11 protein-coding genes are annotated in these 12,379 nt (G+C 53.7%); 5 read left to right on the top strand and 6 right to left on the bottom strand.

Annotated elements, in window-relative coordinates; all coding sequences use genetic code 11:
- Positions 1–44 precede the first annotated feature (44 nt).
- On the bottom strand, positions 45–1,016 hold the full coding sequence (locus JMJ16_RS16920; RefSeq protein ID WP_201383353.1) for a threonine/serine dehydratase: 972 nt from the start codon (positions 1,014–1,016) through the stop codon (positions 45–47).
- 273 nt (positions 1,017–1,289) lie between these two features.
- Between JMJ16_RS16920 and JMJ16_RS16915 the strand changes: the two genes are divergently transcribed.
- Positions 1,290–1,715 carry a hotdog domain-containing protein gene (locus JMJ16_RS16915; protein ID WP_201383352.1) on the top strand — a complete coding sequence of 142 codons (426 nt, stop codon included), beginning with the start codon at positions 1,290–1,292 and terminating at the stop codon, positions 1,713–1,715.
- 323 nt (positions 1,716–2,038) lie between these two features.
- Here the strand turns inward: JMJ16_RS16915 and JMJ16_RS16910 are convergent, their stop codons facing one another.
- The 3 genes from JMJ16_RS16910 to JMJ16_RS16900 all read right to left on the bottom strand — a co-directional run bounded on the left by JMJ16_RS16910 (position 2,039) and on the right by JMJ16_RS16900 (position 5,564).
- Entirely contained in the window at positions 2,039–3,184 is a 1,146-nt protein-coding gene (locus JMJ16_RS16910; RefSeq protein ID WP_201383350.1) for a Gfo/Idh/MocA family protein, read from the bottom strand.
- A gap of 90 nt (positions 3,185–3,274) precedes the next feature.
- Positions 3,275–4,324 (bottom strand): sugar phosphate isomerase/epimerase, encoded by a 1,050-nt coding sequence (locus JMJ16_RS16905; RefSeq protein WP_201383348.1) that lies wholly within the window; start codon positions 4,322–4,324, stop codon positions 3,275–3,277.
- Positions 4,325–4,469: 145 nt separating this feature from the next.
- On the bottom strand, positions 4,470–5,564 hold the full coding sequence (locus JMJ16_RS16900) for a Gfo/Idh/MocA family protein (RefSeq protein ID WP_201383346.1): 1,095 nt from the start codon (positions 5,562–5,564) through the stop codon (positions 4,470–4,472).
- A 258-nt stretch (positions 5,565–5,822) separates the two neighbouring features.
- Between JMJ16_RS16900 and JMJ16_RS16895 the strand changes: the two genes are divergently transcribed.
- The 3 genes from JMJ16_RS16895 to JMJ16_RS16885 all read left to right on the top strand — a co-directional run bounded on the left by JMJ16_RS16895 (position 5,823) and on the right by JMJ16_RS16885 (position 9,282).
- Positions 5,823–6,497: a response regulator transcription factor gene (locus JMJ16_RS16895; RefSeq protein WP_201383344.1), complete on the top strand. Its 675-nt coding sequence runs from the start codon at positions 5,823–5,825 to the stop codon at positions 6,495–6,497.
- Entirely contained in the window at positions 6,481–8,124 is a 1,644-nt protein-coding gene (locus JMJ16_RS16890) for a cell wall metabolism sensor histidine kinase WalK (protein ID WP_201383342.1), read from the top strand. The genes JMJ16_RS16895 and JMJ16_RS16890 overlap by 17 nt, the downstream gene beginning before the upstream one ends.
- A gap of 192 nt (positions 8,125–8,316) precedes the next feature.
- A complete protein-coding gene (locus JMJ16_RS16885) occupies positions 8,317–9,282 on the top strand; it encodes a TerC family protein (protein WP_201383340.1) in 966 nt (321 codons plus the stop codon).
- 56 nt (positions 9,283–9,338) lie between these two features.
- Here the strand turns inward: JMJ16_RS16885 and JMJ16_RS16880 are convergent, their stop codons facing one another.
- The gene (locus JMJ16_RS16880) at positions 9,339–10,232 is read right to left on the bottom strand and encodes a sugar phosphate isomerase/epimerase (protein WP_201383338.1); all 894 of its coding nucleotides are present in this window, start codon (positions 10,230–10,232) and stop codon (positions 9,339–9,341) included.
- On the bottom strand, positions 10,229–11,284 hold the full coding sequence (locus JMJ16_RS16875) for a Gfo/Idh/MocA family protein (protein WP_201383336.1): 1,056 nt from the start codon (positions 11,282–11,284) through the stop codon (positions 10,229–10,231). Before JMJ16_RS16875 ends, JMJ16_RS16880 begins: the two co-directional genes overlap by 4 nt.
- Positions 11,285–11,613: 329 nt before the next feature.
- Here JMJ16_RS16875 and JMJ16_RS16870 point away from each other — a divergent pair, with 329 nt between their 5' ends.
- The gene (locus JMJ16_RS16870; RefSeq protein WP_201383334.1) at positions 11,614–12,330 is read left to right on the top strand and encodes an MgtC/SapB family protein; all 717 of its coding nucleotides are present in this window, start codon (positions 11,614–11,616) and stop codon (positions 12,328–12,330) included.
- The last annotated feature ends 49 nt before the right edge of the window (positions 12,331–12,379 follow it).

The raw sequence follows: 12,379 nt of genomic DNA, 5'->3' as shown, positions 1-12,379 counted from the left end.
CGCAGAAAAAGAGGAGGGGCGCGAAAAAATCGCGCCCCTCCTCTTTATTCTGCAGTGAGATACTGAGCATAGAGTCGCGGATCAACATTGCCACCACTCACGACGCAGCAGACGCGTTTCCCCTCAAAGCGCCCTGACTCGTTTAAGAGTGCCCCCAAGGAGAGTGCGCCTGTGGGTTCCACCTTCAGATTTAGGTAACGGAAGCTATGGCGGAGTCCTGCCAGGATCGCAGCATCTGGCACCTCAAGGATGTCACTCATGCCCTGGCGCAAGATTTCCCAGTTAAGTTGGCCCAGGCTAAGTGTGCGTGCTCCATCGGCCACCGTCGTGGGTTCATCTGTATTGCTTATAAGCGTCCCCTGACGTAGTGAGCGCGCGGCATCGTTGCCTAATAAGGGTTCAGCCCCCAGAATCTCCGTTTCTTTCTGCAAATAGTCCCGAGCAATCACCAGGCCAGAACTCAGTCCGCCGCCGCCAACGGGTATCAGGATAACATCGGGATCAAGGGCCGCAAAGATCTCCATCCCGAGCGTCGAGTTGCCTGCAACGACGCGGTAATCATCATAGGCGGGGGCCTGGAAGGCCTCTGGATGTTGTTGCATTAACTGAGCCACACGCTTGGCCCGGCTGACCTGGCGCACGTCCACAAGATCAACGGTCCCGCCATAGGCGCGTACAGCCTCAATCTTCACCTGAGCTGAAGTTGTCGGCATAACAACGGTACAGGTTTTTCCAAGCAACTTGCTTGCGTAGGCGACCGCCTGTCCAAAATTGCCTGACGAGGCCGTAATCACATGCTGATGAGGAATACTGGCGAGTAGGTTATAGGCCGCACGAAACTTAAAGCTGCCCGTGTACTGAAAGGTTTCGCTCACAACTGTCACTTCGCAGCGAAGTTGCTGCGAGAGCGTGGGATCGGCCAAAAAGAGGGTGGGGCGTAGAGCAGGAGGGAGGCGTTCCCAGACCTCGCCAAGATAGGCGCCCGTAAGCTGTGGCGCATGAGTATAGGTTAGCATAAGCATAACTCCCAAATAAAAGTATTCCTCTGTATTGTATCATATACGTATTTTCCTATAGTCTTAAAAGAGTTGCAGTATGAATACTAAGTAGGGTATGCTGAGCACCGCAGGTGCAAAGAAACAAAAGGAGTATCTTGTAAAAGCTTGTTTTTTTAAGCAAATTTTGTCCATAATGGACAGTAGCCATGTAAAAATACTTTTTCTTGCTGAGGTATATTGGACCTAGATGCTAACAAACGTTTGTTAGGTACATTGTGAAGGGAGCCATCCATGGTTGTCACGTCTGAGTATACTTCACTGCTGCGTGTGCGTTTAAGCGCCCATGATGCCCATTACGGGGGACAGCTGGTAAATGGAGCGTACATGCTATCTTTGTTTGGCGATGCTGCGACGGAACTGGCCATCCTCTGTGATGGGGACGAGGGATTATTGGTAAGTTATGAGCATGTGGAATTTCTCGCGCCGCTCTATGCAGGAGATTTTATCGAGGTGAAAGGGCGTGTATCGCATATCGGCAAGACATCTCGCCGCCTGGAGTTTGAGGCGTATAAAGTGATCGCGGCACGCCCCGACATCGGTGCCTCAGCGGCAGATGTGCTCGCGGAACCTCTATTAGTAGGGAGGGCGGTGGGCACAACCGTCGTCAAAACAGAGAGGCAGAGGCTATCTCATCATGTTGCCCAGGAGAAACACTGATTCTTATAGCCAATAAATTTCTCCTACTTTTAGTCTCCTACTTTTAGAGGGAAATCGTCTATTTCCCATAAGAGGAGATCGCATGAAACAGATTTGTCGTCAAGATTGTAGAGAGTAAATGTAATGGATGCTTTTCCTTTTACGATTTCAGGCGAGAACCAGGTATCAACGTTTCGCATCCACGCTAATTTCACCCACAATTTGTACCACTACCTGGCTAAGCAGGCAATAAAAGAGAAAGGGCCTGGATAAAACGCCCCGTTGAAACGCTTCATCCAGACCCTTTGGATGCCTATGTCTATAGTGCCTATCGAGTATTTACTCTACAGTTCGACCCAGACAGCACCCTTTTGTGAGCTCTCCACCGCTTTCACGATGAAGTTCAGGCCCCGCAGGCCATCATAGACGTTGGGGTAGCCACCCTGCGTCTGCTCACCTGACTCGACCCGGCGGATGTCGGCGATTGCCAGGCGGTAGATGTTGGCGAAGGCTTCGTAGAAGCCCTCGGGATGTCCGCCAGGAAGGCGCGAGAGTGCTTTGGACTCATCACTCATATACCCCTGGTTGGTACGCAGGATCTGCTGCGGTTGACCATGCGGCTTGAAGATGAGCGTATTCGGCTCCTGCTGGTGCCATTCCAGGCCCGCTTTTGTGCCATAGACGCGAAGCGTCAGGTTATTTTCCTCACCAGCCGCGATCTGCGAGCAGGTCAGGAAGCCCTTGCCACCATTCTCCAGGCGTAGGAGCATGTTGGCATCATCGTCGAGGGCACGCCCCTCCACAAAGGTGGTCAGGTCGGCACAGAGCGAGGTGATCTTTAACCCGGTGACGAACTCCAGCAGGTTCTCGGCATGCGTTCCAATATCACCGACGCTACCCGCAATACCCGATTTCGTTGGATCCGTGCGCCAGGAAGCCTGCTTGTTCCCCTCTTTTTCGAGTGCGTCGAGCAGCCAGTCCTGGACATACTCAACGAGCACCTTGCGCACCTCACCTAGCGCCCCCTGGCGTACCAGGTCACGCGCATGACGCACGGTAGGATACCCGGTATAATTATGGGTGAGAGCGAAGACCAGTTGCTTCCCCTCTACTAGGGAGACGAGCTGTTGCGCCTCCTCCAGGCTAAAGGTCATAGGCTTATCACAGACGACGTGAATGCCCTGCTCAAGGAAGGCTTTCACTACGGGAAAGTGCATATGGTTCGGCGTGGCAACAATCGCGAAATCGATGCCGTCGGCGCGCTGCGCCTCTGTGCGTGCCATCTCTTCATAGCTATCGTATGAACGTTGCAGGTACCAGCTTGCCGCAGAGGCACGGGCGCGCTCAGGATTAGTCGACATCGCACCCGCGATGACCTCGGCCTGTCCGTCAAGCTCGGCGGCGATACGATGGACCGCGCCGATGAAGGACCCCTGGCCCCCGCCAACGATACCGGCTCGTAGCCTGCGATTGGCAACCTCTCTAGCCATCGTTTCTCTCTCCTTCTACCTACTACTTATCCGAAATCCTGAGCGCTGGGCGCTCGTCACGAGCGTGACATTGGATTTCGGAATAAGAACCTAGTCAAGACCCAGGATACGACGATTGGTCGCGTCATCGGCCGCGCCACCAGCGAAGTCGTCGAAGGCCCTGGTGGGAGTATCGATCAGCATGCTCTTGATGAACTCCGCGCCCTCACGTGCCCCCTGCTCAGAGTCCTTAATGCAGCACTCCCATTCAAGCACAGCCCAACTGGAGTAGCCAATCTGTGTGAGCTGGGAGAAGACGCGCTTGAAGTCAACCTGGCCATCCCCCAGGCTGCGGAAGCGGCCAGGGCGATCCTGCCAGTCCTGGTAACCACCGTAGACACCCGAGCGGGGCGAGGAATTAAACTCGGCGTCTTTGACATGGAAGGCCTTGATATGGTCCTTATAGTACTCAATGTAACCGATGTAATCGAGCTGCTGGAGCACGAAGTGTGAGGGATCATACAGAATATGCACACGGGAATGATTCCCCGTCGCGGCCAGGAAGCGCTCAAAAGTGACGCCGTCATGGAGATCCTCGCCGGGATGGATTTCATAGGCGAGATCGATGCCATACTCATCGGCGACATTGAGGATTGGCTCCCAAAGCTTCGCCAGCTCTTTAAAGCCTAGCTCCACCAGGCCCTGGGGACGCTGTGGCCAGGGATACATGGTATGCCAGAGCAACGCGCCGGAGAAGGTTGGCAGGACATCCAGGCCCAGGTTGCGCGAGGCCTTGATGGCTTTGATCATCTGCCCGGTTGCCCACTTCTGACGCTCCTTTGGATTGTTATGCAGCTCGGCAGGGGCAAAGGCATCAAACATGATATCGAAGGCAGGGTGAACCGCGACCAGTTGCCCAATTAAGTGGGTCGCCAGCTCGGTAATCGCTAAGCCATTGGTCTGACCCTTGAGATCCTCACAATATTGCTTTGACTCGGCGGCTTTGTCCAGGTCAATAAAATGCGCATCCCAGGCTGGAATCTGGACGCCTGCGTAGCCCAGGCCCTTTGCCCACTGGCTGATGTTTGCCAGAGTATTATAAGGCGCCGTATCCTGGGCAAACTGGGCAAGAAATATCGCAGGTCCTTTGATCTGTGACATTGATCATTTCCCTCCATTGGTTACTATCTTCTTCTCCGAAAACCTGAGCGCGCTTGTCCCCGAATGGGGGAAGCGTTAGCCACGAGAGTGATGTTGGGTTTCGGAATAAGAACTCTACAATGATGGATAGAATGGATAGCCTTTATTACCAGAGTTTGGGTCCAACTGGCAAGGGCAGAGGACGCTCACACTGGCTGCTAAGCTCAATGTGTTTCCCCTCATTAGAGGAATCATGAATGGCTTGCATGATGTCAAGTACGTGATAGGCCAGTTCGCCACTCGCGCGATGCGGGAAGCTACCAGACTGGAGCGCATGCGCCATGTCGGCAATACCGATACCCCGGGAGTTTACAGTATTGCCATGCGTTAGCTCGACGTCTCTCCACTCATTATCATCAAAGCGACGTACGCGAACGGGGCCACCGAATGTATTTGGATCAGGAACGCTCAGTGTCCCCTCTGTCCCATAGATTTCAATCAGGGGCAGGCGATGCGACCAGACATCAAAGCTGGTAATAATCGTGCCAATCGCGCCGCTGGCAAAGTCCAGCGTTCCCGTCACATGGGTAGGCGTATTAACAGTGATCGTCTGTCCATAGAAGGGCTTGCTGGTAATCTTGCGCTCTGGGAAGGTGATGCGAGTGGAGCCAGTGACGCGGCGCACAGGTCCCATCATGGCAATGAGGGCGGTCAGGTAGTATGGACCCATATCAAACATAGGACCACCACCCAGTTGATAATAAAAATCTGGATTGGGATGCCAGTTCTCCGGACCATGACCCAGCATAAAGGCAGTGGACGCGATAGGCGCACCGATAGCTCCATCATCAATCAGTTTAATACATGTTTGAAGTCCCCCACCGAGGAAGGTATCTGGAGCGCACCCCACAAGCAACTTCTTCTCGCGCGCCTCTTCTAACAGCGCCGCCGCCTCTGTGCGGTTGATGCCTAACGGTTTTTCGCTATAGGTCGATTTCCCTGCTGCGATGGCCGCCCGTGCGATCTCCGCATGGACTTTGGGAATCGTCAGGTTGAGTACAATATCGATCTCTGGATCCGCCAGTAATTCCTCGACCGTATAGACCTTGGGCACATGGTATTTCGCGGCCTGGGCCTGGGCACGTTCAAGATCGATATCTGCGCATGCAGTGATGTTTAAAATATCAAATTTCTCTGGCGCCTCAAGATAGATAGAACTAATCGCGCCACAACCAATAATGCCTACATTTACTTTTCCCAAGAACGGACCTCCGTCATGTATGTTACAGTCATACGCGTATCTTCGGCTTGATACGAGTGAACAAGGTGGGCTCTTCATGCCCCATGGCATATGAGAACTTCTCCCCCCTTTGCCTTTTAAGTCTACAACATAGCCTTGCCTTGATGGAAGGGGGAAAACTTCTCAGTCTGATCTCAGACTTCTCTTAGTCAGGTATCAGTGTGCAGTGATATACTACTGTGGCGATACCCCTTTGCAAACTGGAGAAGAGAATACAACATGAAAGCACATTTACTGGTTGTTGATGATGACCCACGCATTACCGACTTATTGCGACGAATTCTGGCCTATGAAGGATACAGTGTTGCCGTCGCTACCAGTGGTGATGATGCGCTCAAGAGAACATTAGAGCGCGCGCCGGATCTTATCGTCTTAGATGTCATGCTTCCAGGACTCAATGGTCTGGAGGTCGTACAGCGTTTACGCGTAGCAGGAGATAATGTACCTATCTTACTGCTTACGGCACGAGATAACGTCGCGGACCGTGTGAAGGGGTTTGAGATTGGCGCTGATGACTATGTCGTCAAACCGTTTGCCCCCGAAGAACTGGTGGCGCGTATCAAGGCCTTGCTGAGAAGAAATCAGGTTGAGCGACACGAGATCTTGCACTATGCCGATGTGCAACTCGATACAGGAACACGTGTCGCTCACCGTGGACCCCGTGAAATAGAGCTCTCACCTACGGAATATGAGCTTCTGGCGCTCTTCTTGCGTCGTCCACGCCAGGTATTGACAAGGGATGTCATCATGGATCGTGTCTGGGGACTGGACTTCGAGGGGTCATCCAATGTGCTTGAGGTCTATATCGGCTATCTGCGAAACATGCTCGAAGCAGATGGCGAGGCGCGCCTGATTCACACCATTCGTGGTATTGGCTATGTCTTTAGAGAATAATAACCCATCGCTACGCCAGAAGCAGCAGAGTGAGGACACTGTCTCTCCTTTTCCCAACAAGCGTCCTCGGCTGTTACGCCTGCGCTTGATTACCTGGTATGGAGGACTGGTCGCGGTTTCACTCCTCTTTTTTGGTGTGCTCGTTTTCCTGTTAACCTCACAGTCGCTCTCCAATAGCGTGGATGCATCACTGCGTGCCGAGGCAGGAACTGCCCAGGCCAACATTCGTGCTGAACTCCTGCGCCATCAACGTTTGCATGCAGACAGCGATTGGCCCACTCCCCTCTCGTTGAGTGTGATCGATACCCATAGCCTCTCTAAAGATACGCTAGGGATCACCGTCAAGGTCTTTGACCAGGCGCATCACTTACAATATGCCTCGAAGAACGAGCCTCTTAATATCACGCCTACAGCAGAGATGTATCAGCGCGCCCTGCAAAATGCAGGCGATCCCCAACCATATACGGTATCTGGCCCGAATAAGGAACCTCTGCGCATTCTGGTTGAGCCAATTCATAAACCCCAGGTCGCCCCAGGGGGCCAGCCAGGTCCCGTGATTGGCATGCTCCTGGTGGCCAGGTCGCTCAGTCCAGAGGAGGCCACCAAAACCCAATTGCTCTTTCTCCTCTGTACCACGGGAGCGTTGGTGCTGATCACTGCGCTAGGCATCGGCTGGGGGATTACGACCAATGTCTTGCACCCGCTCTCCGATATGGTGAAGACCGCGCGTGATATCGCGAATGAGTCCCGTGGCGTGCATGTGGGCAATTTGCACCAGCGGGTCCAACGTCCGAAGGGGCATGATGAAATGGTCGAGGTCGTAGATACCTTTAATGAGATGCTGGCCGCCCTGGAGAAGGCTGCCACGGCCCAACATCGCTTTATTGCAGACGCTTCACACGAGTTGCGTGCCCCACTAACGACCATCCAGGGAAACCTGGCCTTTCTCCAGCGGCATAGCGATGAACTGCCCGCCGAGGAGCGCAAAACAATGCTCATGGATGCGCATAGCGAAACCCTGCGTCTCGCGCGCCTTGTCGACGAACTGCTCCTGCTGGCACGCGCCGACGTAAGCGCCGATACCATCGTCCCGCCTCCTCCTATTGAGCAGGAACAGAAACTGGCGGTGGCAGCGCCACGCGGAAACCTCCGTGAGCAACCAGTCGAGTTGGATCATTCCCTCTTGCAACTGGTTCGCCAACTGCGTGGACGACTGGCTATGGATCGGTCGAGTTTCCAGCTCAAAGTGAGCCATATCGAGCCTGTGCGCGTCTATGGCAATGAAGAGAATCTCCGCCGCATCATGCTGATCCTGCTTGATAACGCGCTCAAATATGCACCTGCCCAGGAAAATGGGCATGGTGGTATCATTACCGTCTCGTTAGAGCGTAAAGGCCAGGAAGCCCTTCTCCAGGTAAGAGATAACGGGATTGGTATTGAAGCTGGCGATCTCCCCCATATCTTCGAGCGCTTCTATCGCGCGGATCGCGCCCGCTCTCGGGAGGGCACTGGCTTAGGCCTGGCGATAGCATACACCCTGGTAGAGCAGCTGAATGGGCGCATTACCGCTGAGAGCCAGCCCGGAGAGGGCAGCACATTCTATGTCTGGCTCCCACTCGCTGTGTAGATCCAAGCTTCTTACCTGCGATTCAGTCTCCTCACAGCCCCACCTTAGGCCCATATGTTACGTTGTTTTTTGGTAGTGAGTGTGGTGGATGCTGGCTGCCGCAGGCAGCCAGCATCCACCACACTCACTACCCAGGCGCGAGAAGTCACGCACAAAGCTATATATGAGTTAATTAGGGAGAGGGAGAGAAGCATGTTCTTTACACAGGGAATCTGGCCATGGGTGTTGTTTAACGCCTTTGTTGTGGTGCTTTTGGCATTAGATCTAGGCGTCTTTCATCGTCACTCACACACGGTCTCAACCAGAGAGGCATTGATCTGGAGCGCGATCTGGATTGGCCTGGCTCTGGCCTTCAACCTGGGTATCTACATCTTTCAGGGGCCAGACCTCGCCTTGCAATTTTTGACTGGCTATCTCATCGAGAAGTCGTTGAGCGTCGATAACATATTCGTCTTCGTCCTACTGTTTACCTACTTTGCCGTTGCTCCCAGGCATCAACATCGTATTCTCTTCTGGGGTGTGTTAGGCGCACTCATAATGCGCGGCCTGCTGATTGGCGTTGGCACAGTGTTGTTAGAGACATTCCACTGGATCATCTACCTCTTTGGTGCCTTCCTGGTCTTTACAGGTATTCGTATGGGCCTACAGAAAGATGAGGCGGTGCATCCGGAGCGTAATCCCGTGCTTAAGCTTCTGCGACGCATTCTCCCCGTCTCACAGGACTATGATGAAGGCCGCTTCTTTACCCGCCACAATGGACGGCTTCTCGCGACACCATTGCTGCTTGTGCTTATTGTGGTAGAGACAACCGACCTCGTTTTCGCGGTTGATTCCATCCCCGCCATTTTCGCGGTTACCAATGACCCGTTTATTGTCTATACCTCAAACATCTTTGCTATTCTGGGCCTACGTTCGCTCTACTTCGTTTTTGCCAACGTGATTCATAAGTTTTATTACCTGAAAGCAGGGCTGGCCGTCATTTTGACCTACGTCGGCGTGAAGATGCTGCTAGCGGATATCTTCCATATTCCAACCGCGCTCTCGCTTTTAGTTATCGCCATCGTTCTGGCCCTGGCCATTGGAGCCTCGGTGCTCCGTGTGCGCAAGAGTGGAGGAGAGACTGGAAACAAGCAAAAAGAACCCACTGCTTCTCGGTAAGCAAAACAAAAAGGTGCTCGGGGGTAAGACCCGAGCACCTTTTTGTTTGTATCTACTTATGCATATTCCCAGTTGATCTCGCGCAGCAGACGCTGGAGCGCCTGGGAGGCCTGGCGAAAACGATCTGCCCCGCTGAACCCCTGGAACTGGCCCGCGGCCGCCAGGTGCGGCTCAAGCGAGAGAAAGCCATCATACCCATCGCTACGCAGCCGCTGCAAGATGTCTGGCCAGCGGGCCTCTCCCTCGCCAGCGACCACGAGCGTTCCCTGGGCGTTCACATCCTTCACATGCACGTATTCCAGCCAGGGCTTGATCGCATCATAGGCCTGGGGATATGGCACCTGCTGACACTCAAGGTAGTTCGCGGGATCAAAGACCGCGCGCAGGCGTGGATGATTGACGCTTTGCAGGAGATCAACGTTGCGCGCAATCGTATCTCCATAAATCATCTTCTCATTCTCATGCACCAGTGTGATACCAGCTTTGGCTGCTTTTTCAGTGAGCGCTGCCAGCCGTTGGAGCACATCTGCTCTGTAGGCATCGATTCCAGGCTCGGTTTCTCCCGAAAGCGGGTTGCCGCTTTCTTGGGACTTATGTTGATCCTGGTGGAGGGCCTCGCCTAGAGTAGGCGGATAAAAGGAAAAGATACGTACATAGGGTGATCCCAGGTACTCTGCCACATACAGAGCACGCTCAAAGCGCTGCATGTGCTCAACAAAATTGCCGGTAATCGGAACTTTTCCAATCGGCGAGCCAATCGCCGCGACCCCAATACCAGCCGTTTCAAGCGCCTGCTTGACTTCATGGAGCTGCTGATCGCTCAGGTCGAGCACATTGCTATTCCAGGCTCCACGCAAATCAATGAAGTGAATCTGCTCTTCCTGGAGAACCGCGATCTGCTCTCCCAGGTCGGGCGAGATTTCATCGGCAAAGGCTGAGAGACGAATCATGAGAAGGAGACCTCCTTTTTGGTACGCGCCGATTCATAGATACCCAGAATAATCTCCACGGGATGGCGCGCGGCATACCCATCAATAGCAGGCGTCCGATCTTCGCGGATGGCGTTGATAAAGTCCGCGATCTGCGCGGCATGGGTTGAGGTCTGGATATTGGTAGGATCGGAGGCCCCGGCGCCATTATCCTCTGGCTCCGGATTGCTTGACCCTGCGCTCCCATAGGCACCAACCTCTTCCTTTTCGTCGCGAGCCAGGCGTAGGAAGCGCAGCTTGTCATTCTCAATGACGGCCGAACCCCGGTCGCCAAATACTTCGATACGCGTGGTTACACCAGGATAGGCACCCGTGGTCGCGTTAATAGTACCTAGCGCGCCATTGGCGAAGCGCAAAATAGCCACGGCAACGTCCTCGGTCTCCATCGTATGGGCCAGGGTATCGGTATAGGCCTGCAGACTCTTGACTGGCCCCATAAACCATTGAAGGAGGTCGATAGAGTGAATAGACTGATTCATCAAGACCCCACCCCCATCCAACTCCCAGGTGCCGCGCCAGGCACCACTATCATAATAGGCTTGCGAGCGCCACCAGGGAATCGCTGCATTGCCAAGCACTAGACGTCCAAACGCACCCTCCTCGACCAGTTGATGCACCTGCTGAGACGCGGCATCAAAGCGATGCTGGCTAATAACCGTCAGCTTGCGTCCGGTTTCGCGCTGGACTGCTAGCATTTCCTGAATACGCTCAAGTTGTATCTCCATGGGCTTCTCTACCACCACATGTTTTCCAGCCCGCATGGCCTCGCAGGCGGGCTGTCCATGTTGCCCACTAGGTGTACAAATACACACCGCGTCGATGGGCGCCTCTGCCAGCATCTGCTGGTACTCGGCATAGGGGGTCGCCCCATATTTTGCTCCGAGCTTCTCCGCACTCGCGACAATGGTGTCCGCGACCGCTACTAACTGCGCGTCGGGCAAGGAGGCAATGGCTTCTGCATGCATCTGTCCAATCACACCGCAGCCAATAATGCCGAACCGCAAACGTTCCATGAGTTCTCATCTCCTCTTCCAAAAACACAATAACGACCCTCATTCCCCAATGAGGGAACTTTCAGGCTTGATAACTGGCGATCTTCTTCTCATTCTGCGCCGACACCTGTCCGTTACGGGTAGCATATCACAATTGTCGTCCGGACTTCATCGCTCGCTCGCTCTCAATCGTGTATATATACAAGAAAGGGTATGGCAATGCGCTCGGGGTGAAACGGAAATTGTGCAGTTTGCATTCTCTGAGAATTGTTCTATAGTAAAGAGCGCAATGCACCTATCCATAGGGAATAGTACGATAGTTGGTTGCTAGAAAAGGAGGGAAACAGTCTATGCTTCCATTCCCTCTCATCATCTTACGCCTCTGCGTGGCCTTGCTCCTGGGAGCCACTATCGGCTGGGAGCGCGAGAATCGAGGTCAGGCTGCCGGGATGCGCACGAATGCCCTGGTTGGGCTGGGTTGTGCCCTTTTTACCATTATTTCTGGCTATGGCTTTTATGATCAGCTGAATAGACAACATATCCAGCTAGACCCAACGCGTATCGCTTCCTACGTGGTCGCGGGCATCGGTTTTCTGGGTGGCGGCGCGATCTATATTAGTAGGGATCATCAACATGTCAAAGGGCTGACATCCGCCGCCGCAATCTGGGTAGTCGCCGCGATTGGCATGGCCTGTGGTGCGGGGATGCTCTGGGAAGCCCTTGTGGCAACCGTTATTGCCTTATTTGTCTTGATTGCGCTGCGCTACCTGGAGCGAACACATCTTCTGGGCCTGGCACCTTTAACCTACACCGTTGATATGACGTTCTCCGCCCAGGCCGATACCTCCAATCTGGCAAACGCTATTCATACTATCTGTGCTCACCAGAAGATAGAACTGAAGATGTTCCATCTTCAGCAGCAACAAGCAAGCCAGCAGGTACACCTGGAATGCATTGCACCAGGGACGCTGCATATGACAAAGGCGCTGGATCAATTGCGGGCTATGCCTCACGTCCAGGAGGTAACCATGATTCTGGATCGAGCTGAGAAACATGCACCCACGTAGATAAGAACCTCTGTTCTCTGCTATACTTTTTGGGTAGGAGCATCACGAA

This window comes from Ktedonobacter sp. SOSP1-52 (assembly GCF_016587395.1).
The sequence above is the reverse complement of the archived record's forward strand: the minus strand, read 5'-3'. Positions and strand labels throughout refer to the sequence as shown.